The organism is Pseudomonas sp. S3_B08 (genome assembly GCF_054667725.1).
In genome coordinates this window covers 3,479,487-3,505,823 of sequence record NZ_CP162750.1, presented here as the reverse complement: position 1 = coordinate 3,505,823, position 26,337 = coordinate 3,479,487, and the positions used below count along the sequence as shown (strand labels likewise).

The 26,337-nt window shown below is 60.7% G+C and carries 23 protein-coding genes; 12 read left to right on the top strand and 11 right to left on the bottom strand.

The window, feature by feature from the left end:
• Nucleotides 1-32: 32 nt before the first annotated feature.
• Entirely contained in the window at nucleotides 33-791 is a 759-nt protein-coding gene (locus AB4N73_RS15790; RefSeq protein WP_095181795.1) for an SDR family oxidoreductase, read from the bottom strand.
• Nucleotides 792-954: 163 nt separating this feature from the next.
• Here AB4N73_RS15790 and AB4N73_RS15785 point away from each other — a divergent pair, with 163 nt between their 5' ends.
• From AB4N73_RS15785 to groL, 4 genes are all read left to right on the top strand, one after another.
• The gene (locus tag AB4N73_RS15785) at nucleotides 955-1,680 is read left to right on the top strand and encodes a HugZ family pyridoxamine 5'-phosphate oxidase (protein ID WP_041479857.1); all 726 of its coding nucleotides are present in this window, start codon (nucleotides 955-957) and stop codon (nucleotides 1,678-1,680) included.
• 71 nt (nucleotides 1,681-1,751) lie between these two features.
• Nucleotides 1,752-2,228, top strand: coding sequence for an FxsA family protein (locus AB4N73_RS15780; RefSeq protein ID WP_016773418.1), 477 nt, complete (start codon nucleotides 1,752-1,754; stop codon nucleotides 2,226-2,228).
• Between the two features lie 259 nt (nucleotides 2,229-2,487).
• Complete coding sequence (locus AB4N73_RS15775; protein ID WP_007916610.1) at nucleotides 2,488-2,781, top strand: co-chaperone GroES; 294 nt, start codon at nucleotides 2,488-2,490, stop codon at nucleotides 2,779-2,781.
• A 50-nt stretch (nucleotides 2,782-2,831) separates the two neighbouring features.
• Nucleotides 2,832-4,478 carry a chaperonin GroEL gene (gene groL / locus AB4N73_RS15770; RefSeq protein WP_016773419.1) on the top strand — a complete coding sequence of 549 codons (1,647 nt, stop codon included), beginning with the start codon at nucleotides 2,832-2,834 and terminating at the stop codon, nucleotides 4,476-4,478.
• A gap of 190 nt (nucleotides 4,479-4,668) precedes the next feature.
• On the opposite strand, the gene AB4N73_RS15765 is transcribed toward groL, so the two are convergent.
• Nucleotides 4,669-5,412, bottom strand: a complete 744-nt coding sequence (locus AB4N73_RS15765) for a phosphatase PAP2 family protein (protein WP_460142291.1) — start codon at nucleotides 5,410-5,412, stop codon at nucleotides 4,669-4,671.
• A gap of 207 nt (nucleotides 5,413-5,619) precedes the next feature.
• Here AB4N73_RS15765 and colR point away from each other — a divergent pair, with 207 nt between their 5' ends.
• The 5 genes from colR to AB4N73_RS15740 all read left to right on the top strand — a co-directional run bounded on the left by colR (nucleotide 5,620) and on the right by AB4N73_RS15740 (nucleotide 9,344).
• Entirely contained in the window at nucleotides 5,620-6,303 is a 684-nt protein-coding gene (colR, locus tag AB4N73_RS15760) for a two-component system response regulator ColR (protein ID WP_041479855.1), read from the top strand.
• The gene (locus AB4N73_RS15755) at nucleotides 6,293-7,576 is read left to right on the top strand and encodes a sensor histidine kinase (RefSeq protein ID WP_041479854.1); all 1,284 of its coding nucleotides are present in this window, start codon (nucleotides 6,293-6,295) and stop codon (nucleotides 7,574-7,576) included. The genes colR and AB4N73_RS15755 overlap by 11 nt, the downstream gene beginning before the upstream one ends.
• A gap of 149 nt (nucleotides 7,577-7,725) precedes the next feature.
• Nucleotides 7,726-8,394, top strand: a complete 669-nt coding sequence (locus tag AB4N73_RS15750; RefSeq protein ID WP_041480029.1) for a class I SAM-dependent methyltransferase — start codon at nucleotides 7,726-7,728, stop codon at nucleotides 8,392-8,394.
• A 3-nt stretch (nucleotides 8,395-8,397) separates the two neighbouring features.
• Nucleotides 8,398-9,114, top strand: a complete 717-nt coding sequence (locus AB4N73_RS15745) for a lipopolysaccharide kinase InaA family protein (protein ID WP_024014147.1) — start codon at nucleotides 8,398-8,400, stop codon at nucleotides 9,112-9,114.
• Between the two features lie 2 nt (nucleotides 9,115-9,116).
• The gene (locus AB4N73_RS15740) at nucleotides 9,117-9,344 is read left to right on the top strand and encodes a hypothetical protein (RefSeq protein WP_041479852.1); all 228 of its coding nucleotides are present in this window, start codon (nucleotides 9,117-9,119) and stop codon (nucleotides 9,342-9,344) included.
• Between the two features lie 177 nt (nucleotides 9,345-9,521).
• Here the strand turns inward: AB4N73_RS15740 and AB4N73_RS15735 are convergent, their stop codons facing one another.
• From AB4N73_RS15735 to AB4N73_RS15695, 9 genes are all read right to left on the bottom strand, one after another.
• Nucleotides 9,522-12,548, bottom strand: a complete 3,027-nt coding sequence (locus AB4N73_RS15735; RefSeq protein WP_460142290.1) for a multidrug efflux RND transporter permease subunit — start codon at nucleotides 12,546-12,548, stop codon at nucleotides 9,522-9,524.
• A 13-nt stretch (nucleotides 12,549-12,561) separates the two neighbouring features.
• Nucleotides 12,562-13,710 (bottom strand): efflux RND transporter periplasmic adaptor subunit, encoded by a 1,149-nt coding sequence (locus tag AB4N73_RS15730; RefSeq protein ID WP_460142289.1) that lies wholly within the window; start codon nucleotides 13,708-13,710, stop codon nucleotides 12,562-12,564.
• Between the two features lie 256 nt (nucleotides 13,711-13,966).
• A complete protein-coding gene (locus tag AB4N73_RS15725) occupies nucleotides 13,967-15,067 on the bottom strand; it encodes a DUF1513 domain-containing protein (protein WP_056789981.1) in 1,101 nt (366 codons plus the stop codon).
• Nucleotides 15,068-15,081: 14 nt separating this feature from the next.
• Entirely contained in the window at nucleotides 15,082-16,146 is a 1,065-nt protein-coding gene (locus tag AB4N73_RS15720) for an imelysin family protein (protein ID WP_252878808.1), read from the bottom strand.
• A 27-nt stretch (nucleotides 16,147-16,173) separates the two neighbouring features.
• Nucleotides 16,174-17,601, bottom strand: coding sequence for a di-heme oxidoreductase family protein (locus AB4N73_RS15715; protein ID WP_460142288.1), 1,428 nt, complete (start codon nucleotides 17,599-17,601; stop codon nucleotides 16,174-16,176).
• 277 nt (nucleotides 17,602-17,878) lie between these two features.
• A complete protein-coding gene (locus AB4N73_RS15710) occupies nucleotides 17,879-19,228 on the bottom strand; it encodes an imelysin family protein (RefSeq protein WP_460142287.1) in 1,350 nt (449 codons plus the stop codon).
• Nucleotides 19,229-19,439: 211 nt separating this feature from the next.
• Nucleotides 19,440-21,491 (bottom strand): putative bifunctional diguanylate cyclase/phosphodiesterase, encoded by a 2,052-nt coding sequence (locus AB4N73_RS15705; protein WP_016773430.1) that lies wholly within the window; start codon nucleotides 21,489-21,491, stop codon nucleotides 19,440-19,442.
• A gap of 329 nt (nucleotides 21,492-21,820) precedes the next feature.
• Nucleotides 21,821-22,417 carry a superoxide dismutase gene (locus tag AB4N73_RS15700; protein ID WP_016773431.1) on the bottom strand — a complete coding sequence of 199 codons (597 nt, stop codon included), beginning with the start codon at nucleotides 22,415-22,417 and terminating at the stop codon, nucleotides 21,821-21,823.
• Between the two features lie 176 nt (nucleotides 22,418-22,593).
• Complete coding sequence (locus AB4N73_RS15695; protein WP_016773432.1) at nucleotides 22,594-23,196, bottom strand: LysE/ArgO family amino acid transporter; 603 nt, start codon at nucleotides 23,194-23,196, stop codon at nucleotides 22,594-22,596.
• Nucleotides 23,197-23,292: 96 nt separating this feature from the next.
• On the opposite strand from AB4N73_RS15695, the gene AB4N73_RS15690 reads away from it, so the two are divergent.
• The 3 genes from AB4N73_RS15690 (at nucleotide 23,293) to AB4N73_RS15680 (ending at nucleotide 26,246) form a co-directional block, all read left to right on the top strand.
• A complete protein-coding gene (locus AB4N73_RS15690) occupies nucleotides 23,293-24,180 on the top strand; it encodes a LysR family transcriptional regulator ArgP (RefSeq protein ID WP_041479845.1) in 888 nt (295 codons plus the stop codon).
• 99 nt (nucleotides 24,181-24,279) lie between these two features.
• The gene (locus AB4N73_RS15685; protein WP_236168290.1) at nucleotides 24,280-25,272 is read left to right on the top strand and encodes an NAD-dependent epimerase/dehydratase family protein; all 993 of its coding nucleotides are present in this window, start codon (nucleotides 24,280-24,282) and stop codon (nucleotides 25,270-25,272) included.
• Nucleotides 25,273-25,388: 116 nt separating this feature from the next.
• Nucleotides 25,389-26,246 (top strand): hypothetical protein, encoded by an 858-nt coding sequence (locus AB4N73_RS15680; protein ID WP_056789961.1) that lies wholly within the window; start codon nucleotides 25,389-25,391, stop codon nucleotides 26,244-26,246.
• Nucleotides 26,247-26,337: the final 91 nt, after the last annotated feature.

Here is a 26,337-nt window from a genome sequence, read left to right as displayed (position 1 = left end):
GGCTCGCTCCCACATTTGTTTCAGGGTGACAGTCAGATGCGCAACCCGCCATCCATCTCCAGAATCCGCCCGGTGTAGTAGTCGTTCTCGAAGATATACGCCGCCGAATGGGCGATCTCTTCGGGCTTGCCCATGCGCTTGAGCGGAATCCCCGACGTCATCTTCTCCAGCGCTTCCGGCTTCATGCCCAAAGTCATTTCGGTTTCGATGAAGCCCGGTGCGATGCCCGCCACGCGAATGCCGTAACGCGCCAGCTCCTTCGCCCAGGTCACGGTCGCCGCTGCGACGCCGGCCTTGGCTGCGGAATAGTTGGTCTGCCCGACGTTGCCTGCGCGGGAGATCGACGAAATATTGATGATCGCGCCGCTGTTCTTCAGCTCGACCATCTTCGCTGCGACTTCACGGGTGCAGAGAAACACGCCGGTCAGGTTGACGTCGATCACCGCCTGCCACTGCGCCAGGCTCATCTTGGTCATCTCGCCGTCCTTGACCTTCAACAGCAGACCATCGCGCAGAATCCCGGCGTTGTTGATCAGGCCGTGGATGGCGCCGAAGTCTGCGGCCACTTGCGCGACCATGTGCTCGACCTGTTCTTCATTGGCGACGTTGCACAGGTAGCTGCGCGCTTCGACACCTTTGGCTTTGCAGGCGGCCACGGCGGCGTCGAGTTTTTCCTGATTCAGATCGACCAGGGCCAGCTTCGCGCCCTTGCCGGCGAAATACTCGGCCATGGAACGGCCCAAACCCTGGCAACCGCCGGTGATAATGATTACTTTGTCGTTGAGTTGCATTCGCATGTCCCGCTGGCAGGTCTGAGTTGTTTTTGTTGTCGGCAACGCTCGATCGGCACCGGTCAGGCCTGGTAGCACACGAACATTTGCCCGATGCGCGCCGGTTACTTTTCGCTGCGCGCCTGTCCGTTTTCTAGACGGAACCCATTTAAGGAGTCACAAATTGAGCGCTGAAGTGGCGAAGAATGCCCGAGAATTGCTTCTCAAGGAATACCGAGGAGTGCTGTCGACCCACTCCAAATCGATGCCGGGTTTTCCCTTTGGCTCGGTTGTGCCGTATTGCCTGGACGAGCAAGGCCGGCCGCTGATCCTGATCAGCCGCATCGCCCAGCACACGCATAACCTGCAGAAAGATCCGAAGTGTTCGATGCTGGTGGGCGAGCGCGAGGCCGACGATGTGCAGGCGGTCGGGCGGCTGACTTATCTGGCCGAAGCGCAGAAGCTCGCAGAACCGGCAGCCATCGACGCTGCCGCCGAACGCTATTACCGCTATTTCCCCGACTCGCAGAATTATCACCAGGCCCACGACTTCGACTTCTGGGTGCTCGATCCGGTGCGCCATCGCTACATCGGCGGCTTTGGTGCGATCCACTGGATCGACGATCTGACCCTGGCCAACCCGTTCGCCGGCAAAGCGGAAATCAGCATGGTCGAGCACATGAACAGCGACCATGCCAAAGCCATCGCCCATTACGTCGAGCTGGCCGGGCTGCCCAACAGCACGCCGGCGCAACTGGCCGGCATCGACAGCGAGGGCATGCACCTGCGCATCGGTCAGGCCGTCTACTGGTTGCCCTTCGCGGCGCCATGTAATACGCCGACACAAGTGCGCGAGGCCTTGGTTTCTCTGGCTCACGCCCAGTCCTGGCCGAAAAAAGCGCAAAGTTAAGCTTGAATTCACGCAAGGGCGACGTCATCTAGGGCTTACTGCAAGGCATTTCTTGCGTTGAGGAAACTTTGATGCGCCCTTTTCTGTTGCTCTTTCTGCTGTTTCCAGTGCTGGAGCTGTTCGTATTCGTCAAAGTGGCAGGCTCTATCGGGTTCTTCCCGGCCCTGCTGCTGATCATTCTCGGCTCGATGTTCGGTGTGTTCGTGCTGCGCGTCGCCGGTCTGGCCACCGCATTGCGTGCCCGGGAAAGCCTGAATCGCGGCGAGTTGCCCGCGCAGACCATGCTCGAAGGCCTGATGCTGGCACTGGCCGGTGGCCTGTTGATCATTCCCGGCTTCATCAGTGACGTCGTCGGTCTGGTGATGCTGTTGCCGGTCACCCGTCGTCTGCTGGCGAACAAGATGCGCCAGCGTGCTGAAGACCAGGCCATGCGCCAGCGTGCCTTCGCCGACGACCTGCAACCCCGTGGCGGCCCGGCTCCGCGCGAGCCGCTCGGTCGAGAGCCGAATGTGATCGAAGGCGAGTTCGAACACCGCGACAACAAGTGATATCAGCATCGACACGGCACCCTCGGGTGCCGTGCTCGTTTATGGCGCTTTTTTACGGTGTGGCGATGAAAAATTTTTTCCGCCAGCCCTTGTAATCGGCTTGTACGCCCCTATGTATCGGTCACCGAAAGGTTTCCGGTATTCAAACCGGACAGACTTGCGCGGTTCGCTCGACGGACCGCAACCGGCGCAGGCCGGATTCGTTAAACCCGCCGGGACTACACCGGCCGATGAAAACCACAATTAGGAGAGATCGACAATGAAGCTTCGTCCTCTGCATGACCGCGTCGTCATCCGTCGCAGCGAAGAAGAAAAGAAAACCGCTGGCGGTATCGTCCTGCCAGGTTCGGCTGCTGAAAAAGCCAACCACGGTGTGATTCTCGCTGTAGGCCCGGGCAAAGCTCTGGAAAACGGTGAAGTGCGTGCACTGTCCGTGAAGGAAGGCGACAAGGTTGTGTTCGGTCCTTACTCCGGCAGCAACACTGTGAAAGTCGATGGCGAAGACCTGCTGGTAATGAGCGAGAACGAAATCCTCGCGGTTATCGAAGGCTGATATCCCCGTTCATTTTCCCGCTACTACAAAGTATTTAAGGAATATCGATCATGGCTGCTAAAGAAGTTAAGTTCGGCGATGCCGCCCGCACCAAGATGCTCAAAGGCGTCAACGTTCTGGCTGACGCGGTAAAAGCGACCCTGGGCCCGAAAGGCCGTAACGTGGTTATCGAGAAGAGCTTCGGCGCTCCGACCATCACCAAGGACGGCGTTTCCGTCGCCAAAGAAATCGAACTGGATGACCGCTTCGAAAACATGGGCGCGCAGCTGGTCAAAGACGTTGCCTCCCGTGCCAACGATGACGCTGGTGACGGTACTACCACCGCTACCGTTCTGGCTCAGTCGATCGTCAACGAAGGCCTGAAAGCCGTCGCTGCCGGCATGAACCCGATGGACCTGAAGCGCGGCATCGACAAGGCGACCATCGCCATTGTCAAAGAGCTCAAAGCCCTGTCCAAGCCATGCGCTGACTTCAAAGCCATCGCTCAGGTCGGCACCATCTCGGCCAACTCCGACAACTCCATCGGCGACATCATTGCCGAAGCCATGGAAAAAGTCGGTAAAGAAGGCGTGATCACCGTTGAAGAAGGCTCGGGCCTGGAAAACGAACTGTCGGTTGTAGAAGGCATGCAGTTCGACCGTGGCTACCTGTCGCCATACTTCGTCAACAAGCCGGACACCATGGTTGCCGAGCTCGACGGCCCGCTGATCCTGCTGGTCGACAAGAAGATCTCGAACATCCGCGAAATGCTGCCAGTGCTGGAAGCCGTTGCCAAAGCCGGCCGTCCGCTGCTGATCGTGGCCGAAGACGTTGAAGGCGAAGCCCTGGCGACTCTGGTTGTGAACAACATGCGTGGTATCGTCAAAGTCGCTGCCGTCAAGGCACCGGGCTTCGGCGACCGTCGCAAGGCCATGCTGCAGGACATCGCTGTTCTGACCGGCGGTACCGTTATCTCCGAAGAGATCGGTCTGAGCCTGGAAAGCACCACCCTGGAGCACCTGGGTAACGCCAAGCGCGTAACCCTGTCCAAGGAAAACACCATCATCGTTGACGGTGCTGGCGTGCAGGCAGACATCGAAGGCCGTATCGCTCAGATCCGCGCCCAGGTTGCCGAAACTTCCTCGGACTACGACCGTGAAAAACTGCAAGAGCGTCTGGCCAAGCTGTCCGGCGGCGTTGCAGTGATCAAGGTTGGCGCTGGTTCCGAAGTTGAAATGAAAGAGAAGAAAGCCCGCGTTGAAGACGCCCTGCACGCAACCCGCGCAGCCGTTGAAGAAGGCGTGGTACCTGGCGGCGGCGTGGCGCTGATCCGTGCTCTGGAAGCACTGACCGAGCTGACCGGCGACAACGCTGACCAGAACGTCGGTATCGCTGTGCTGCGTCGCGCTGTTGAAGCGCCGCTGCGTCAGATCGCTGCCAACTCCGGTGACGAGCCAAGCGTCGTCGTCAACGAAGTGAAGAACGGCAAAGGTAACTTCGGTTACAACGCTGCTTCCGGCGAATACGGCGACATGATCGAAATGGGCATCCTGGACCCAACCAAGGTAACCCGTTCGGCTCTGCAAGCTGCAGCCTCGATCGGCGGTCTGATCCTGACCACCGAAGCAGCGGTTGCCGACGCACCGAAGAAAGAAGGTGCAGCTGGCGGCGGTATGCCAGACATGGGCGGCATGGGTGGCATGGGCGGCATGATGTAAGCCAGCCCTGGCCCTGTAACGCAAAACCCCGCTGGCGAAAGTCAGCGGGGTTTTTTATTACCCCAATTTCGAAGCTCACTGGTATCCCCCTGTGGGAGCGAGCCTGCTCGCGAAAGCGGTCTGTCATCCGACATGCAAGCCAGTTGAGCCGACAATTCGCGAGCAGGCTCGCTCCCACAGGTGCTTTATTTCAGGCATTGATCGGCTGTGTGTTCATCGCCGTCGAAGTCTTGCCAGCCGGGCGATACAGCACCCAGTAATAAGCCCCTAGGCAAATCAGCCAGCAGAAAATCGCCGTCCACACGTTGTGCGAAAAGAAGTGCGCGCCTTGCATCATGCGACTGATCGAGAACACCGAACCCAGCGCAAAGGCGAACACAAACGCCTGCCGCGCCAGTCGTGGACGGCGGTCGCGCAGCACGAAGAACAGTGCAAACAGGGTGAACCCGGTCGCCGCATGGCCACCCGGCCAGCAACGTCCCGGCTTGTCCGTGGTGGGGCGATGTTCCATGAGTTTGCTGTAGGTCTCGTGGCCGCCGAATTGCTCTAGGCTCCATGGGCACTGCACAGCGGTGACGGCTTTGACCGGAGTGACAAACGAAGTCGCCAGCCCCAGCGACAGCACCAGACAGCCCAATTCACGCTTGAACGGTTTCAGCCGTTCGATGAAAAACGCACCGATGAAACCCAGAATGGCAAACACCGAGAAGCCGATCACCAGCTGTTTTGCCCGGTCATGCAGGATGTCTTCAAGCACATAGCTGTGCCGCCCGATGAAATCCCCCGCGACCGGGTCGTAGAACATTTGCGCCAGAACCATGTCCAGATCGGTCAGTTCGAGCAGCAGCAGAATGATCGCCGCCGCTGCGGGAATGCCCAGACACAACCACCAGTTCAGCGGTCTTGAAGCGGGAAGGGCAGAGGTCGACACCATGGCAGGTTCCTTGGTCGATGAACGGAGGAGAGCGTAATCGCGCGGAGTCTGCGCGCGCTGGCGTCGGCGATTTGTTAACCGAAAGTGAAAAAAACGTCGGAGCGCGCGCAGTGCAGGTTTATCGAAAAACGCCCCTAGCCCTGAGCCACACTTGGCCGTAAGCTGCGCGGGCCAAGACGGCCGTTACCCCGTTCGGAGGAGATGTCCATGCGAATTCTGCTGGTCGAAGACAACCGTGACATCCTGGCCAATCTGGCCGATTACCTGGGCCTCAAGGGCTATACCGTCGATTGCGCGCAAGACGGCTTGTCCGGTCTGCATCTGGCGGCGACCGAGCATTACGATCTGATCGTGCTTGACATCATGCTGCCCGGCATCGACGGCTACACCTTGTGCAAACGCCTGCGCGAAGACGCCCGGCGTGACACGCCGGTGATCATGCTGACCGCCCGTGATCAACTCGACGACCGGCTGCAAGGCTTCAAGTCCGGCGCCGACGATTACCTGATCAAACCGTTTGCGCTGTCCGAGCTAGCGGCCCGCGTCGAAGCGGTGATGCGCCGTGCTCAGGGCGGCGGTCGCCGGGCGTTGCAGGTCGGTGACCTGAGCTACGACCTCGACACCCTGGAAGTGACCCGCGAAGGCAAGCTGCTCAAACTCAACCCGGTGGGTCTCAAGCTGCTCGCGGTGTTGATGCAGAAGAGCCCGCACGTGCTGCGTCGGGAGATTCTCGAAGAAGCGCTTTGGGGCGATGACTGCCCGGACAGCGACAGCCTGCGCAGCCATGTCCACCAATTGCGGCAGGTGATCGACAAGCCATTCGCCAAGCCACTGCTGCACACCGTGCACGGTGTCGGTTATCGCTTGGCCGAGGGGCGAGATGGAGTTTAAGCAGAGTCTTTCCCAGCGGATCATCATCGCCTTTGCGCTGATGAGCGCACTGGTCGCCGGCGCTTTCGCCATGGGCATCGTTGCGACGGTGCACCTGGTGGAAGAGAAACTGATTTCGGCGGGATTGGGCGGCGACCTGCAACGTTTGCTGCTGATGGACAATGTCTCCGACTGGAGCCATCGGCCCGAGCCGGATCAGTTGTTCTATTTCAGTGGCGGGCCTGGGGATTTCGACCTGCCCAAGGATCTGCGTCACCTCGATGCCGGTTTCCATGAGGTCTTTCGCGAGCAGCTGTCCTATCACGCCATGGTCGAAGTGGTGGATGGTCGGCGTTATGTCTTGCTGCAGGACCAGAGCGATTTCGAAGAGCGCGAGCGCGTGCTGTTTGCGGTGGTGCTGGTGGGCTTCGTGCTCAGTCTGGCGCTGGCGGTGTTTCTTGGCTGGGTGCTCGCGCGCAAGGTGATGGCGCCGGTGGTGCGCCTGGCGCGGCAGGTCCGTCATCGCGACCAGCTGCTCGGGCTGGCGCCACCCTTGGCGCCGGACTACGCGGCGGATGAAGTCGGTGAACTGGCGGTGGCGTTCGATGCCACCCTGGGGCGCTTGCGTCAGGCACTGACCCGCGAGCGTCTGTTCACCAGCGACGTCAGCCATGAATTGCGCACGCCGCTGATGGTCCTGGCCAGTTCCTGCGAACTGCTGCTGGAAAACCCCGGAATCGATCAGCGCGGTCGCGCCCAGGTCGAGCGCATTGCCCGGGCCAGCGAGGAGATGCGCGAACTGGTACAGACCTTCCTGATGCTGGCGCGCACGCAGAACGAAGAGGCCGCAGCGGCGCCCCAGCAGAACCTCACACAAGTGGCCGAGAGCCTGCTGTGCCTGTGGCGTGAGCCGATCGAGCGCAAGGGGCTGACACTGATATTCGAGCCGGGCACACCAGCGGATACTCGCTACAACGCGACCTTGCTGAACGCGGTGATGGGTAACCTTTTGCGTAACGCACTGCATTACACCGAACAGGGTTTCATTCGCCTGACGCTCACCGCCAACGGTTTCGTCGTTGAGGATTCGGGCGTGGGCATTCCCGAGGAAAAACGCGAGGCGATGTTCGAGCCCTTTGTGCGCGGCAGCGAGAAGCGTGGCGAAGGGCTGGGCCTGGGTTTGTCGCTGGTGCAGCGTATCTGCGAAAACCAGGGCTGGACGGTCAGCTTGAGCACGATGGACCCCAATGGCTGCCGATTCGAGGTAGATCTTGGCGTGAATGCCAGCAAATAGTGGCTCGAGGCTACTCCCGTACACCTGTCTGAATCCTGTATAACGTTGTAATAATTTACGGATTTACCTGACAGATTTTTCACAATTGGATGACCTGACGCTGACACGCCGCTGTTTAAGGTGGCGTCATCAGAACAGGAGTCCAGATGATGGCCGGCCCGATCAAGCTCGATTTTTCCGAAAAGTACGACGACCAACACGCACAACGATATCTGCGCAAGCACCAGCAAAGCCTCGGTCGCCGCCTGTCGCACCTGCGCGATGAGCAAGTCGGTCGCAAGGCCTTGGCGCTGGCGGGAGATCCCGGGCTGGTGCTGGATCTGCCCTGCGGTGCCGGGCGTTTCTGGCCAATGCTCGCGGAGAAGCCCAACCGGGTGATCATCGGCGCGGACAATTCCGAGTCGATGATCAAGACCGCGATGCAGGGACAACCGGCCGAGGTGGTCAAGCGTGTACAACCGCTGCACACCTCGGCATTCGATATCGCTCTGCCGGATAACTCGGTCGACAGCATCTTTTGCATGCGTCTGTTGCACCACATCGGCGAGGCCGAGCACCGTCGGGTGATCCTGCGCGAGTTCGAGCGGGTGACCCGCGACAGCGTGATTGTTTCGTTGTGGGTCGACGGCAATTTCAAGGCCTGGAAGCGCAAGCGTGCCGAGCGGGATCGGCCAAGTCATGATTACCAGAATCGGTTTCTGATTCCGGCGGCGACGATCGAGAAAGAATTTGAACAGGCGGGTTTCCGCATTCAGGAACAACTGGACTTCATACCGCTCTATGCGATGTGGCGAGTTTACGTATTACGCAAGAGGTAGAGGATGGCAGTGCAAGCAGCGGTTGAAGCGGATGTCGCTCCCCAGGATCGTTTCGATTATTACTGGAACCAGCGCGGCGAATGGGTTGAAGAGCCCAATGTGCGCCGTGGTGGCGAAAGCGGGGTGCAGCGCATCGTCGACCGTGACGGGCAGCTTTTGTACGCCAAGCGCCAGACCGGGCACATCTATCGCAGTTGGTTGCACCCCTTCGGTCGCCCGACCGTATTGCGTGAACTCGACGCCCTGACTGGCGTTAGCAAACTCGGCGTGCGCGTACCGCAGATCGTCTTTTGCGGCGCCCAGCCGGATCCGCAGCACAAATGGCGCGCGCTGCTTGTCACCAAATCGCTCGATGGTTTCCAGGAACTGGAACACTGGCTGGCCGCTGCCGGTGGTCGCGATCAGTGTGGCGACGTGGTTTACGAGAAAGTCCTCAAGGACCTCGCCGAGAACCTGGCGCGCATGCACAAGGGCCGCTGGCAGCACAGCTGCATTTACATCAAGCACGTTTTCGTTCGCGTCACCGGCGAGGGCGAAGCAGCGCAGGTTGAAGTGGCGTTGATCGATCTGGAGAAGTGCCGCCAGCGTCTGACCCCCTATCGCGCCGCGCAGCATGACATGAAGCAACTGCGTCGCCATTCGTCGTTCCGCGATGCCGACTGGAAGAAACTTGTCTACTTTTATGAGACGGCGTTTGGCAGCGCTATCAAAGGTTTATAGCGATGAAACTCGAAATTGCACGAGGTTTGTTCCTGATCGGGGCCTTGGCAGTTGCTTCACTGGCGGTGGCTGCCTGGGAGCAGCCGCGCATGCAGGTCATAGGGGCGTCCGGGAACGACGCTCATTGTTCGGTTCCACGGGTGGCCAAGGCTTCCGTGGCGACCCAGCCTGATCATGATCTGCTGTTGTTCATGTTCGGACTGTCCCAAGGGATGAGGCCAGCCAGTTGAAACGATTCAAGCCCAAATAAAAGGCCTCGCAATTGCGAGGCCTTTTTTATTCCACAATTTTCAAGATACATACTGTCCTCTGTGGGAGCGAGCCTGCTCGCGAAGGTGTGTCAGTCGACATCAATTCAACTGAACTACCGCATTCGCGAGCAGGCTCGCTCCCACAGGGAAATGTGCTTATCTGGCATCCGGTTTCGCCAGGAAGGTATAGACACACGGCAGCACGAACAACGTAAACAACGTGCCAATCGACATCCCTGTGGCAATCACCATGCCGATATCAAAGCGGCTCACGGCGCCCGCGCCGGTTGCCAGAATCAGCGGCACCATGCCGAACACCATTGCCGCCGTCGTCATCAGTACCGGGCGCAAGCGAATTGCTGCCGCTTCCTCCACCGCGTCACGGGCGCTCAGGCCCTTGTCCTTGCGCAACTGGTTGGCGAATTCGACGATCAGGATGCCGTGCTTGCTGATCAGGCCGATCAGCGTCACCAGCCCCACCTGGGTGTAGATGTTCATGCTCGACCAGCCGAGGAACAACGGGATCAGCGCGCCGCAGATCGACAGCGGTACGGTGACCAGAATCACCAACGGATCGCGGAAGCTTTCGAACTGTGCGGCCAGCACCAGAAAGATGATCGCCAGCGCCAGAGCGAATGTGACCCACAATGCGCTGCCTTCCTGCACGTACTGGCGCGAGGCACCACCGTAATCGAAGGCAAACCCGGCCGGTGCTTCTTCGCGGGCAATCTGCAGCACGGTATCGATGGCTTCGCCCATGCTCACCAGCGGGAAACCGGAAATCTTCGCCGCGTTGAGCTGCTGGAACTGATTGAGCTGGCGCGGCCTTGCGCGGTCGCTGACCTTGATCAGCGTCGACAGCGGCAGCAATTCGCCCTGGGTGTTTTTCACGTAGTAATTGTTCAGCCAGTCCGGGTTGTCGCGGTAGGCCCGTTCGACCTGGGCGATGACCTTGTAGCTGCGCCCGTCGATGGTGAAGCGGTTGATCTCCGCCTCGCCCAGCAAGGTCGCCAGCGTGCTGCCGAGGTCTAGCATCGACACGCCCATCTGCGCAGCCTTGTCGCGGTCGATATCGACCACTACTTCCGGCTTGTCGAACGCCAGATCGAGGTCGACGAAGGCGAACTTGCCTGACTCCATGGCGCGTTTCTCGATGCGCTCGGCGACTTGCAGCAGCAGTTCATAGTCATTGGCGGTGTTGACCACGAATTCGAAGGGCAGGCCTTCACCGGTGCCGGGCAGGGAGGGCAGGTTGAAACCGAAGATCTGCAGGCCGGGAATGCTCTCCAGTTTGCTCTGCACCTCGGGAAGGATTTCCATCTGCGTGCGGCTACGCTCATTCCATGGCTTGAGCAGGAAGCCGCCGATACCGGCCTGCACGCCGTTGTAGCCGTTGATCTGGAACGAGGAGTAGTACTCGGGAAACTCCTTGAAGATGGTGATGAATTCGTCGGTGTAGGTGCTCAGGTAGTCGAGGTTGGTCGGCTGCGGCGCGCTGGCCATCATGAAAATGATGCCCTGGTCTTCGTCCGGGGCCAGTTCCGACTTGGTGAACTTGAGAAACACCGGAATCAGGCACAGCACGATCACCGCAAACACCAGCACCACCGGCCGAGTATTCAGCGTGCCATGCAGCATGCTTTGATAACGGCGCTTGAGGCCTTCAAAGACTCGGTCGAGACGATGGGCCAGGCCGCCGGGATTCTCTTCGTGGCGCAGCAGAAACGCGCACATCATCGGCGACAGCGTCAGGGCGACGACGCCGGAGATCACCACCGCGCCGGCCAGGGTCAGGGCGAACTCCTTGAACAGCGCTCCGGTCAGCCCGGTGAGAAAACCGATCGGCGCATACACCGCCGCCAGGGTGATGGTCATCGACACCACCGGCATGGCGATTTCCCGGGCGCCTTCCAGGGCTGCATCGAACGGCGTCTTGCCTTCCTCGATGTGCCGGTGGATGTTTTCCACCACGACAATCGCATCGTCCACCACCAGACCGATGGCCAGCACCATCGCCAGCAGCGTCAGCAGGTTCATCGAGTAACCCATCATCTGCATGAAGAACATCACGCCGATCATCGACAGCGGAATGGTCACCACCGGGATCACCACCGAGCGCAACGCGCCGAGGAACAGGAACACCACGACGATGACGATCAGTACCGCTTCGAACAGGGTCTTCACCACCTCATCGATGGAGGCCTGAATGAACAGCGTGGCGTCGTAGGCGATTTCGCTTTTCAGGTTCGGCGGCAGCTGCGCTTCCAGCTCGGGCATCAGCTTGCGCACTTCCTTGATCACGTCCAGCGGGTTGGCGCCGGGAGTGGCCTTGATGCCGATATACACCGACGGCGTGCCGCCGAACGAGCTGATCGAATCGTAGTTTTCCGCGCCCATTTCCACCCGCGCGACATCACGCAGCAACACGCGGCTGTCGCCATCGACCTTGAGCGGAATCGCCGCGAAGGCTTCCGCGGATTTCAGTTCGGTGTTGGCGTTGATGCTGGTGACGGTGTACTCGCCTTTCACTTCGCCCGCCGCCGAGAGAAAGTTGTACTGGCGCACCGCCGCAGTCACGTCGGCGGCACTGAGACCGAAGCCGGCGAGTTTCACCGGGTCGAGCCACAGGCGCATGGCGAACACCTGATTGCCGAGAATCTCCGCTTCGGCCATGCCCGGCAGCGTCGCCAGTTTTGGCTGGATGACCCGCGACAGATAGTCGGTAATCTGCGGGTTGCTCAGGTCCTTGCTGAAGAAACTGATGTACATCAGCGCCGAAGCGTCGGCGGATTCCTTGCTCAGCACCGGGTCTTCGGCGTCCTGCGGCAGCTTGTTCTTTACCTCGTTGGCCTTGGCCAGCAGTTCGGTGAACAAGCGGTCGGTGTTGGCACCGATGCGCGCGTAGATCGAGATCACCGAGAAGTTCTGCCGGCTCACCGAAGTCATGTAATCGATGCCTTCGGCGCTGGCCAGGCTCTGTTGCATCGGCTGGGTGATGTAGCCCTGAATGGTTTCGGCGTTGGCCCCGGGATAAGCGGTGGTCACCGTGATCAGGGCGTTTTCCATTTGCGGGTACTGGCGCAGCGGCAGCTTGCTCCAGGCCTGAAAGCCCAGCAGCACAATCAGCAGGCTGACCACGGTGGCGAGCACCGGGCGGCGGATGAACGGATCGGTAAAAGCCATGGGGATTCCTTGATCAGTCGGCGCGAGGCGGACTGTTCAGCTCGCCGAGGGTCTTGTCGTCGCTGATGGCGATAGGGGCACCGTTGTCCAGTTTGATCTGGCCAGCCGTCACCACTTGTTCGCCGCTCTGCACGCCCTTGTTGATCATCACCAGGCCATCGCGGCGTTCGCCGGTCTCGACGAAGCGCCGCTCGGCAATCAGCAGCGGTTGGCCGTTTTCATCCTTGGCGACGCTGCCGTCCTCGGCCTTCTTCTGCCCGACCACGTAAACCGAGTTGCCGTACAGGGTGTAGGTGATCGCGCTTTCCGGCACGACGATGTGCTTCTGCGGATTCGGCAGCAGCACTTCAAGGCTGGCGAACATCCCCGGCAGCAGCTTGCCGTCGGGGTTGGCGAGGGTGGCGCGGACCAGAATATTACGCGTGGTGCTTTCGACGATCGGGTTGATCGCGCTGATCTTGCCGACAAAGTTCTGTCCCGGATAAGCGGCGACGGTGAACTGCACGGGCTGGCCGATAGCGAGTTTCGGCACCGCTTGTTCGGGCACGTAGAAGTCGGCGTAAAGGCTGCTCAAGTCCTGCAACGTGGCGATTTTGGTGCCACTGGCGAGGTAGTCGCCGACGTCGACCTGACGGATGCCGATAGTGCCGCTGAACGGCGCGAGGATGCGCTTTTTCGCCAGCGATGCGTTGAGCTGATTGACCGTGGCCTTGTTCTTTTGCAGCACGGCGGAGAGGCGGTCGTACTCGCCTTTGGAGATCGCGCGGCTGTCGACCAGTTGCGCGCCACGGCCGAAATCAAGCTGCGCCAGACCGAGGTCGGCGCGGGCAGTTTCCAGCAGAGCGGATTCGACGGCGCTGTCGAGTTGCAGCAACGGTTGCCCGGCCTTGACCTTCTGCCCGGATTCGAATTTGAGTTCAGTGACGGTGCCGGAGACTTCCAGACTCAAGTCGACACCTTGCAGCGCCTTGAGCGTGCCGACGGTGGGCAGACGCATCTGCCACGGCTGTTCGCCGGCAGTGGCCACGGCGACACTGATCGGCGGCTTGGGCTTGGAAAAGCCCTGGATCATCGTGTAGATCGAAAAGGCTTTGTATCCGCCCAGCACCAGGACGAGCAGCAAAACAACACCCAACATGATCAGCATGCGGCGACGCAGCATATGTCCAGTTCCTTGGATAAATCATGAGACAGGCGGGCACATTACTCCGAGTCAGGTGGGGATTCCAACTGGCAGTTATTACGTGAAGGCCGGATATGAACCCTGTGGCGAGGGGATTTATCCCCGTTGGGCTGCGAAGCGGCCCCCTGAATCCTTCAGTCATACCGCAATTGCAGTTTTAAGGGCGGCTGCGCCACCCAACGGGGATAAATCCCCTCGCCACAGGATGGGGGGCCATCTCAAAAATGGGAGGGTATCAGGCCATCAGATGAAGATGGTTGTCCCAGAGCCCCGCCGGCAATTCCAGCGGCTTGGCCAGCAGTTGTTCCTGGCGGCAATCGTAGTAACGGCAACGGCCCTGCCCCGAGGTCACGACAAAGCCATCCTTTACCGCACCGACGCCGGCGCAATCAGGCAAAGGCGCATCGAGGCGCAGTTCGCCGCTGTCCAGATCCCAGATAAAGAAGCGATTGCCGCGCGGTGCCGTCAACGCGACCAGACGCAGATCGCTGTGCACCGCGACGCTGGCAGTGTAGTGCCCCATCGCCTGCAACTGCTGCTCGGCCACCGGGAACGCCACGAACGCTTGTCCCGGTCGCTTGATCGCCAACAGCTCCGAACGCTCGTGGGACGGCCCCATGAATTGCTGACCGGCGACGATGGTGCCGTCACTGGCGATGCCCAGGTGGCGGACGCTGTTCATCTGCTGGGCGAGGGTTTCCTTGCTCAGCAACGTGCCGTCGCGCTGCATCAGCACCAGGCTCGGTTCCATGGCGTTAAGGTTCATGTCGACGCGGCTTTCCGCCTCGGTGCGAATGCCGCCGTTGGCCACTACGAGCGTCTCGCCGTCTGGCATCCAGGACACCTGATGCGGGCCGAGACCGTGAGTGGAAATCTCGCCCGTGTGCACCAGCCGTTCGCCTTCGAACTTGTATACACCGAGCAGGCCACGGCCGGGATCGCTCGTGTCATTCTCGGTGGCGTACAGGTATTCGCCGTCCTTGTGCACCACGGCGTGGCCGTAGAAGTGCCGGTCCGGCTGCGAGGTCACGGTCTGCAGCAGCTTGCCGTCGCGCAGGTCGATCAGGTAACTCTCGGTTCCCGGACGCCGCGCGACGAACAGCGCCAGCGGCTGCGTCGGATGATTGATGATGTCGTGACAACGCTGGCCGACGTGGGTGGCGAACACCCGCGTACCGTCGAGCCGATAGCCGACGGCGTAATGCTTGCCGTCAGTATCGTCGCGCGCCGACAGCAACAGCGGGCTCTGATCCTTGCGTTTGAACAGCGTCCAGCCGCCCAGCGTCACTGCTCCCAGCAGTGCACTACCTAAAGTCAGAACCTGACGTCGCAGCATGGCACTCGCCCTCATCAGTCACCGTCGTTGGCGTTGAAGCCCAGTTGGATGCCCAGCGCCTTGGCCAGCTCGCCTTCATGCAGGCGATGGACGACGTTGAGGCTGTCGTAGATATCGTTGAGTTGCTGGCGCCCGGCGTCGTCTTCGAGCATTTCGCCGAGCGAAAGCTGGGTGCTGTCGAACAGCTTCAGCGAGGCGGCGTAAGCAGCATCGATCTTGTCCGCCAAGGGTTTCTGCTCGGCCGGCAGCAGACCGCGCAGGCCTTTGTTGTCGACGCCTTCCCAGACGGTTTTGGCTGCGGCAAGGCTGGCTTCCAACGCCGACAGCGACGACTGGCTGCGCCACGCATCCGCCTGGAACGGCTGCGGCACGCCCTTGCTCTGCCGGCCCATCGGCGTGCCGAGTTTTTTCTTCAGGGTATCCAGTGCCGTCACTTGTACGCGCAGCAGATCGGCGATCGCTTCGTGGGAGTCGGCGTAGCGCTGGTTAGGGAACTTGCTCATCTGCGCGAGCATGCCGTCGGTGTTGTTCCAGCCCTGCAGGATTTCTTCCGCCAGTTGCTTCTGGCGTTCGCCGATGGCGATCAGCAGCGGGCAGTATTTGGCTTTTTGCGCGTCGTTGGCGACGTCAGGCTTGGCGTCGAAGAGGATGTATTCGTAAGCCGACAGGCCCTGCACCACGACGCTGGATTTGGCCAGCGCTGCGGCATCGATCTGCGGCTGGGCCACGACCAATTGCTCGACCTGACGGCCGACGAGGTTTTTCTTGTCCGGCCAGAACTGCACTTGCCACGAGCGATTGCCCTCGGCCAGCGGCCCGATCAACAGCGGTTGCAACTCGGCCCAGGCTTTCTGCGCGTGAAGGAAGTCGGCACGGGCGGTTTCCAGGGTCTCTTTGCCCTGGCAGTAGGCGAGGGCGCTGACCGCCAGTTGCCGGTCGGCTTCGACCCAGCGAGTGTAGGTCGGCAGGATCACCGATTTGGCGATCGCCGCCGAAGTGACCGCTTGCGGGTCCTGCGGCGAGCAGGCGCCGAGGGCGAGCGCGGCAAGGCTGGTGAACAGTAACTTGGGACGGAACATGTCGGGCTCCCGATGCTTTTACAGTATTTAAAGTGAGTTCAGAAAAGCCAGCAACGCAGCGCGCTGCTCGGCATTGAAAGACAAAACCTGTTGCTGCGCCGCCGTCGCCTCGCCGCCATGCCAGAGCACCGCTTCGAGCAGGTTGCGTGCGCGACCGTCATGCAAAAACTGGGTGTGACCGCTGACCGCTTGCGTCAGACCGATCCCCCACAACGGCGGCGTGCGCCAGTCGCGGCCGGAGGCCTGAAATTCGGTGCGGTTGTCCGCCAGGCCTTCGCCCATGTCATGCAGCAGCAAGTCGCTGTATGGACGAATCACCTGATTGGCCAATTCCGGTTCGGCGGCATCGGCGGCCGTGGTGTATTTCGGCGTGTGGCACGACTGGCAACCGGCCTGGAAAAACAGATTCTTGCCGGCCAGCACCTGTGGATCGTTGACGCCACGGCGCGCCGGCACTGCCAGGTTGCGGCTGTAGAACAGCACCAGACGCAGAATGTTTTCGCTGACTTCCGGTTCGCCGTCGGGACCATTGCCGTTCGGCGCCTGTTTGCAAGCGGTTTGCGCTTCGGTGCAATCGTCGAACGGCCGCAGGCTAGTGGTCAGGCCCATGTCACCGGAGAACGCGTGAACATTCTGTTGATTGAGATTCGGTTGCCCGGCTTTCCAGCCGAACCGGCCGATGACGGTTTTCTGCAACTGGTCATCCCAGACCTGGTTGGGTCGGCCATTGATGCCGTTGCTCTCTTTCGCCTGGGCGGCGGCGTTGGCGAGGATCGCCTCTTCGGGGATCGCTTCGAGCAGGCCCAGACCAATCATCGGCGGCGCCACCCGCGCGGAAAAACGCGTGTCCGGGTGCATCGACCCGTAACCGAGTTGAGTGATCTGCAAGGTCGGTTTGCGCAGCTCGACTTCAGTGCCGTCCTTGAAGCGTACCGGCACCGGCGTGTAGTCCACCCGCACCTTGCCTTCCGGGGCAACGCCGGGCACGGCCATGTCCTGGAACTGCCCGCCATACACCGGCTCCGGCACTACGCCGAGCTGTTGGATGACTTTGGCGTATTGCGGCGTGTCGGGAATCGACAGGCGCACCAGCATCGACACTGCATTGCTTGCATCAGGTGCCGGCGGATGACCGCGACCGTCCTTGATGTGGCAGTTCTGGCAGGCGTTGGTATTGAACAACGGGCCGAGACCGTCGCGCGCCGTGGTGGTCGACGGCGCGATCACCCACGGGCTGCGAAAGAAACTGTTGCCGACACTGAAGTCCACGCGCCGCGAGGGCGGCAAGTTGGCCGATGGCAGGGAGAAGGCGTTCTGATCGCTCTTGCGCACGGTCGCCGCACCGCCCGAACGCGCTTCCCCCGGCTCGGCCTTGGTGAAACGCGGGGCGTCATCGCAGGCACTCAGGCCCAGGGCCAGCAACAGTGCGGACAAGCGAAGAGGCAGCGAGGGCATCAGACATCCTGCGGACGGGCAAAAATGAAGGCGCAAAGTCTAACAGGGCGGGGGAGTTTGAATAAGAGGAATTATCGTTTGCTTGATATCGCGCAAGCCTTTAAGCGCATGCCAACACTGTGGGAGCGAGCCTGCTCGCGAAAGCGATGCCCGACGCGCTGAAAATGCTGCGCCGGATCAAGCCTTCGCGAGCAGGCTCGCTCCCACAGGGATAGTGGTGTGCCAATAATGAAAAAGGCGACCCGAAGGTCGCCTTTTTTTGACGCGGACGCTGCGATCAGAATTCGTGATCGGCGCTGTCCGGGTTCAGGTCGCTGATGCCCAGTTTGCCCGCAGCGGCTTCGATCGAGCCGGTCTGCTTGACCAGCGCGGCGATGGCGTCGCGAACGACCTGGTTGCCAGCGGTGTTGCCGGCAGCGATCAACTGGTCGTAGTGCTCACCCTTGTTGGCGTGATCGACCATGACCTGGATCTTCGCTTCGGTCGCGGCCAGATCGGCTTTCAGCGCGGTGTCGGCAGCCGGGTCGGCCTTGGCCACCAGCGACGACAGGCTGGCGCCGGTCATCTTGGTGCCGTCAACACGGGTGTACTCGCCCAGGTAAACATTACGCACGCCTTTGGCGTCGTAGAAGTGCGAGTAGTGGGTGTTGTCGCTGAAGCAATCCTGCTCGTCTTCAGGGGAGTTGGCTTCCAGGGAAACCTTCATGCGCTCGCCCGCCAGTTCACCCAGGGACAGGCTGCCCATGCCGAAGAGCATTTTGCGCAGGCCGGTTTCGCCTGGCTCGGCTTCCAGGGTGGCGCGGTAGTTGTCGGCCACGTTCGGCTTCCAGTTGGCGACCATTTCTTCCAGATCGCTGACCAGCAGTTGGGTCACGGCTTTCAGGTAGGCGCGACGACGCTCGTTGTGACCACCGGTGGCGCCGGCGCCTTCCAGGTAGTCCGAGGCCGGACGGTTGCCAGCGCCAGGGCCGGTGCCGTTCAGATCCTGGCCCCAGAGCAGGAATTCGATCGCGTGGTAGCCGGTGGCGACGTTGGCTTCGGAACCGCCCAGCTCGTTGAGGCTGGCGAGTTTTTCCGGGGTGATTTCTTTCACGTCGACTTTGTCTTCGCCGACCTGCACTTCGGTGTTGGCAATGATATTGGCGCTGGCGCCCGGGTTACCCAGTGCGTGCTCGTAGGATTTGTCGACGTAGTCGATCAGGCCTTCGTCCAGCGGCCAGGCGTTAACCTGACCTTCCCAATCGTCAATGATGGTGTTGCCGAAGCGGAACACTTCGCTCTGCAGGTACGGCACGCGCGCGGCGACCCAGGCAGCCTTGGCTGCTTTGAGGGTGTCGGCATTCGGCTTGGCGAGGAACGCGTCGACCGCAGTTTGCAGGGTTTTCGCAGTGGATTCGGCATCGCTGTAAACGGCGAAGACCATGTCGGCATAGTGCGCGACCACGGCCTTGGCGGCAGCATCGTCAACTTTACCGGCAGCAGGAGCCGGTGCAGCGGGGGCTGGAGCAGCGCTGCTGGAAGCCGGAGTCATTTCGGAGGCTTTTTCTTTGTCCTTGCCTTCGCCGCAACCGGCGAGGGAAATAGCGATGGCCAGCAGACTGGCGGTAGCCAGAGGCATACGAATCATGGCGAACATCCTGCTTCGGTAGTTGAATGGACTGGCGCCGGGGGCGCGCAAAACTGCGACATAATGCAAATCTTTCGCATTATGTGTAAAGGCGTGCTTGGAAATATTTCTTATTTGCGCATGAAGATCAAAAGATCGCAGCCTCGTTGCACTCGTCAGCTCCTACAGGAGGAACGCATTTCAAATGTAGGAGCTGCCGAAGGCTGCGATCTTATAAAATAGCCGCGTTGCTGCGTTGCGCCTGCTTGAGGTAAATACCCAGCTCCCGCGCCGGCAGCGGTTTGCTGTAGTGGTAGCCCTGACCTTCGTGGCAACCCTCGGAAATGATGTAGGTTTCCTGCTCGGCGGTTTCCACGCCCTCGGCAATCACCTGCATGCCCAGGCTCTTGCCCAGCTGGATGATCGCGCGAACGATGGTCGCGTCATCGTCGTCATCGAGCAGATCCTGCACGAAGCTCTTGTCGATCTTGATCTTGTCCAGCGGCAGGCTTTTCAGATAGCTGAGGGACGAGTAGCCGGTGCCGAAGTCGTCGATCGCGATCAGCGCGCCGGAGCGGCGCAGGCTGAGCAGATGCTGGGCGGCGGTGGTGATGTCTTCCATCAGGCCGGTTTCGGTGACTTCCAGTTCCAGACTGCGCGGCGGCAAGCGGTACATCTGCAACAGGTTGTTGACCACCCGTGGCAGCTCGGCGTGGTGCAGTTGCACGGTGGACAGATTGACCGCCATGCGCAAATCGACAAAACCTTGATCGTGCCATTCGCGCAATTGCTTGCAGGCCTGATCGAGCACCCACTCGCCGATGGCGATGATCGTGCCGTTCTGTTCGGCCAGCGGAATGAACAGGTCCGGCGGCACCAGCCCGTGTTCCGGATGTTGCCAGCGAATCAGCGCTTCGACGCCAACCACGCGGTGATCGCGATAACTGATCTGCGGCTGATAGACGAGGTAGAACTGGTCGCGGATCAGCGCATCGCGCAAATCCTTTTCCAGCTCGCGACGACGGCGCATCTCGCTGTCGACGCTGGCGATATAGAACTGATAGCGATTGCGCGAGCGGGTCTTGGCCAGGGTCATGGTCTGCTCGGCTTTCTGCAACAGCTTCTCGGTGCTGTCGCCGTCCTCGGGGAACAGGGTGATGCCGATGGTCGCGCGCAGGCGGATTTCCTGATCGTCGAGGGCGAAGGGCGCCTCGAGGTCATCGAGAATGCTCTGCGCCAGTTCCGCTGCTTCGTAAGGCTGTTCAATGTCGGCCTGCACCAGCGCGAACTGATCGCCGCCCAAGCGAGCGAGGGCGCCCAGGCGACCGCTGTGGGCACGTAGACGATCGGCCAGGGCCAGCAGCAATTGGTCGCCGGTCTGGTAGCTGAATTGCTCGTTGATGCCCTTGAAGTCATCCAGGCCGACGCACAACACCGCGACGCGGCGCTGCAATTTTCCGGCATCGACGAGAATCTTGTCCAGTTGCTGCTGCAATTGCTGGCGGTTCGGCAGGCCGGTGAGGAAGTCGTACTGGGCCATGCGCAGCAGGCTGTTTTCCGCTTCGTGGCGCAGGTGGGTGTTGCGTTCGATGGACTCGAGCAACTGGTTGGCGGTGTTGATCCACAGGCCCAGCTCGTTTTTTTCGTGGCCCTTGATCTGCGGAATCTTGTGCTCGCTGGGACGATCCGGGTTGATTTCGGTGAGGTGCTCGATGATTCGCGACAGCGGTTTGGTCAGCAGCCAGTGATAGACCAGATACAGCACCAGGCCCAACGCCAGTGCGCGCAGCACGCCGGAAATGAAAATGATCACTGAGCTGACGATAAACCCTTCGCCATAGGTGGCGGTGTCGAGGGTGATGCTCAGGTCGCCGTAGTATTCGCTGTAGGGGCCGCGGCCGACCAGTTGCGTGGTGAAGGTGCGTTCCTGGCCGAGAATCAGGTCGGTCAGCCAACGGCTATTGGAATGCTGCAGTTCGCGGGATTTCTGCGCCAGCATGGCTTCGTTGGGGTGGCCGATGGAGGCCTGACGCACGGCGTCGTCCTGGAACAGCCCTTCGATCACCTGCATGCCCATTTCCCGGTCCAGGCTGTACACGGCCTGGGTCGATGGATCGCGGAACATGTCGAGGATGCGCTCGGCGTCGCCGGCAACCGCCTGACGGGTCTTGTAGGCATCGAAGACAATCTGCGCGCAGCTCAAGACTACGCCTACGATCAATGCCGACAGGAGCACGACCCGGAGCAACTTCACCGACAAGCTGTTCTTGAGTTCCAGCTTCAAAGGGTTATTCCTTGTTCCGTGCGGGTAGCGTCAAGTTGCCATGAGTATTGGCAATCCCGGGTTGGCAGTCAAAGGGACAATCGGGCACGGGAAAAGTCGCCGTGATCCTGGCCGCAATGTCGTCATTTGAGTAATAGCTCTGAATTAACTGTGTCGGTTGCAATTGCCTTCAACTTGAGCACTGGGCCAAAGATTTTTTCCTGTCTGTGATGGTAGACGGCTGGGGGCTGGCGGCAAACGGCGCGAAGCTGCTTTTACCGTGCGAGAAACGCCATGCGCCGGGCATAAAAAAACCCGGCAGAAGCCGGGTTTTTCATCTGGCGCGCAGCTTAAGCGGTGAAGGTTTTGCCTTCGAACTGCTCGGCCACGAACTTCCAGTTGACCAGGTTCCAGAACGCTTCAACGTACTTCGGACGCAGGTTGCGGTAGTCGATGTAGTAAGCGTGTTCCCAGACGTCGCAGGTCAGCAGCGGGGTGTCGCCGCTGGTCAGCGGGTTGCCGGCGCCGATGGTGCTGGCCAGGGCCAGGGAACCGTCAGCCTTTTTCACCAGCCAGCCCCAGCCGGAACCGAAGGTGCCGATCGAGGTTTTGCTGAATTCTTCCTTGAACTTGTCGAACGAACCGAACGCTGCGTTGATGGCATCTGCCAGTGCGCCGGTTGGTTGACCGCCGGCGTTTGGCGCCAGGCAGTTCCAGTAGAAGGTGTGGTTCCAGACCTGAGCGGCGTTGTTGAAGATGCCGCCCGAAGAAGTCTTGACGATTTCTTCCAGGGTCTTGCCTTCAAACTCGGTGCCTGGCACCAGGTTGTTCAGGTTCACGACATAGGTGTTGTGGTGCTTGTCGTGGTGGAACTCCAGGGTTTCCTTGGAGATGTGCGGCTGCAGGGCATCGTGTGCGTAAGGCAGCGGCGGCAATTCGAAAGCCATGATGATTCTCCTAATCAGGTCTGTTGCGGTGAGCGCAAGGCCGATCACGGGCGGCCGGAAATGCACCGGCGAGTTTTTACTCTTTGCGGCGCAGGGTTCGGATCATAGCACCGGGGTCGCGCCTTAACCACGCAACAACTGTGTGGGATAGAGGTTCCAGAGCCTTTGCGAATAAATCATCCGGCGATGATCAACTGCGCGGCGACGGCGAACATCATCAACGCCACCACCAGATCGAGAATGCGCCACGTGCTCGGGCGGGCCAGCCATGGTGCCAGCCACGCGGCGCCGAGGGCCAGGGTGAAAAACCACAGCAACGATGCACTCGCCGCACCGACCACATAAGCGCCCGGCACCGATTGCTGCGCGCCCAGCGAGCCGATCAGCAATACCGTATCGAGATAAACGTGGGGGTTGAGCAAGGTCACCGCCAGCGCGCTGAGCATCACTGCGCGCAGCGAACGCACGGTCTGGTTTTCGCCTTGCTCAAGGCTCTGTTTCGAGCAGGCCCGGCGCAGTGCCTGGCTGCCGTACCAGATCAGAAACGTCGCGCCGCCCCAACGGGCGATCGCCAGCAGGGTCGGGTTCTGCGCCAGAATCGTCGCCAGGCCGAACACCCCGGCCGCGACCAGAATTGCGTCACACACCACGCACAATGCCGCCACCGGCAAATGGTGTTCACGGCGCAGGCTTTGCGCCAAGACAAAAGCGTTCTGCGTGCCGATCGCCATGATCAGGCCGAACGCCACCAACAGGCCGTTTACGTAGCTTTGCCACATGGGAGAGATCCTTGAAAGAGAGTGCTTGCTGGCTATTCTCCGGTGTGACGCTGTATAAGAAAAACCAATAGTGCTGATCGCCCATTAGGAAAACTGATGTTCGACTATAAATTGCTTTCCGCGCTCGCCGCAGTGGTCGAGCAGGCCGGATTCGATCGCGCCGCACAGGTGCTCGGCCTGTCGCAGTCGGCGATCTCCCAGCGCATCAAATTGCTTGAAGCGCGGGTCGGCCAGCCAGTGCTGGTGCGCGAAACACCGCCATCGCCGACCGAGATCGGCCGACGCTTGCTCAACCATGTGCAGCAGGTGCGTCTGCTCGAGCGCGACTTGCAATCAGTGGTGCCGGCGCTGGACGAAGAAGGCCTGCCCGATCGCCTGCGCATCGCCCTCAACGCCGACAGCCTCGCCACTTGGTGGGCCGAGGCCGTCGGCGATTTCTGCGCCGAGCAGCATTTGTTGCTCGACCTGATCGTCGAAGACCAGACCGTTGGCCTCAAGCGCATGCGTGCCGGTGAAGTGGCCGCATGCCTGTGTGCCAGCGAGCGGCCGGTGGCCGGCGCACGCAGCGTATTGCTCGGCGCCATGCGTTATCGGGCGCTGGCCAGTCCAGCCTTCCTCGCTCGGCATTTTCCCGAAGGCGTGCGCGCCGAACAGCTGCCGCGCACCCCGGCGCTGGTGTTCGGCCCGGACGATTTCCTTCAGCATCGCTATCTGGCGCTGTTGGGCGTCGACGGCGCGTTCGAGCACCATTTATGCCCGTCCTCCGAAGGCTTCATCCGCCTGACCGAAGCCGGTCTGGGCTGGGGCCTGGTGCCGGAACTGCAGGTGCGCGAGCAATTGCAACGCGGGGTGCTGCGCGAATTGCTGCCAGATAAACCGATCGACGTGCCGCTGTACTGGCATCATTGGCGCAATGGCGGCCAGTTGCTCAATCTACTGACCGAGCAACTGCTGCGCTCCTCAAAGCAATGGCTAGTGGCTTGAACGCAGCAACAAGCGTCAAGCTGCAAGCGGCAAGAACACGTACCGTTTCAACTTGCAGCTGAAAGCTCGAAGCTTGCAGCTGCTTCCCTGGAGTTTTTGATGAAGATTTTGGTTACCGGCGCCAGTGGCTTTATTGGCGGGCGCTTTGCGCGTTTCGCCCTGGAGCAGGGCCTTGAAGTGCGGGTCAACGGTCGCCGGGCCGAGAGCGTCGAACATCTGGTGCGCCGGGGCGCGGAGTTCGTGCCGGGCGATCTGAGCGACGCCGATCTGGTGCGCGACCTGTGCAGCGATGTCGAGGCCGTGGTGCATTGCGCTGGTGCTGTCGGTGTGTGGGGGCGTTATCAGGACTTTCATCAAGGCAACGTCGAAGTCACCGAAAACGTCGTCGAAGCTTGCCTCAAGCAGCGGGTGCGGCGGCTGGTGCATCTGTCGTCGCCGTCGATCTATTTCGATGGCCGCGACCATCTCGGTCTGACCGAAGAGCAAGTGCCCAAACGCTTCAAGCATCCCTACGCCGCGACCAAATATCTGGCCGAGCAGAAAGTCTTCGGTGCCCAGGAATTCGGTCTGGAAACCATCGCCCTGCGCCCGCGTTTCGTCACCGGTGCCGGTGACATGAGCATCTTCCCGCGCCTGCTGAAGATGCAGCGCAAGGGCCGGCTGGCGATCATCGGCAATGGCTTGAACAAGGTCGATTTCACCAGCGTGCAAAACCTCAACGAAGCCATGCTCAGCAGCTTGTTGGCGCAAGGTTCGGCGCTGGGCAAGGCCTACAACATCAGCAACGGTACGCCGGTGCCGCTGTGGGACGTGGTCAATTACGTGATGCGCCGGATGGACGTCGATCAGGTGCGCAAATATCGCTCCTACGGTCTCGCGTACAGCGTCGCGGCGCTCAACGAAGGCGCGTGCATGCTCTGGCCGGGACGCCCGGAGCCGACCCTGTCGCGCCTGGGCATGCAGGTCATGAAAAAAAATTTCACCCTCGACATCAGCCGCGCCCGGCATTATCTCGACTACGATCCGAAAGTCAGCCTCTGGGCTGCCCTCGATGAATTCTGTGCGTGGTGGAAAGCCCAGGACATCCGTTGAAACGATTCGGCCGGGCGGCAATGAACCGCCTTGCGGGTTGAGGGTCAATGCCTGCGGCTGCGGCGGTTATACTTCGCAGCATTTAGCCATCACCGCGTTTGCCAAAGGTTGCCTCAATGTCCATGCGAAACGATGCCCACGACGACGATTTCGATAACGTGCCAAGCCTGCGCGCTGACCCGTTCGACGACGATGACATCGCGCCCGGCCCCCGCACTTCCGTGCATTCGCGCACGGCGCCAGTGGTCAAGGTCAAGGCCGCCAGCACCGGGCCGCTGTGGGCGCTGGTCGGCGCGTTGTTTTTTGCCTTCATCGGTCTGGCCTGGTGGAGCTTCCAGCAGATATCGTTGATGGAACAGCAACTGGTCGCCACCCAGGAAAGCTTCGCCCGCATCAGCGAAGAAGCGGCGGGGCGCCTGCAGGATATTTCCGGCAAGGTCGTCGCCAGCCAGAGCAACGTCAACAGTGACAGCGAAGCGCTGAAGCTCCAGATCAAGCAACTCGAAGGCAAGCTGCTCGACCAGAGCAAGCAACAGCAAGGCGTGGCCGGGCAGGCCAGTGAGCTGGACAAGCGGCTGGCGCAGATGACCGCGCAGACCACCGAACAACAGAACGCCAATACGCAGTTGCAGGCTCAGGTCAAAGCCTTGAGTGCCGAGCTGGCGACCATCAAAAGCACCCCCGCCGATACCAGCAAGGTCGATGCGCAGTTGAAAGCCTTCGACGCCCAGTTCAAAAGCCTCGGTGCCGATATCGCCGCGCTGAAGAAACAGGGCAACCCGAGCGCGGCGATCGATCGTCTGGAGCAGGACATCGTGGTGCTGAAAAGTCAGCAGGACAATCGCCCGGCAGCGCCGCAGGGTGGCGGCAATACCGCCGAGTTCGATGCGTTCCGCGCGCAGATGACCCGCAACCTCAACACCTTGCAGGCGCAGATCCAGAATCTCCAGCAGCAGATCAATTCCCGCCCGTAGCGACTGATCTGTTGCCCGGAGGGCTTTGTCCCCCCACCACAGCGGCCTGTAATCCCCTGCATCATTCTGAATACTCGTACATCAGCCCAAG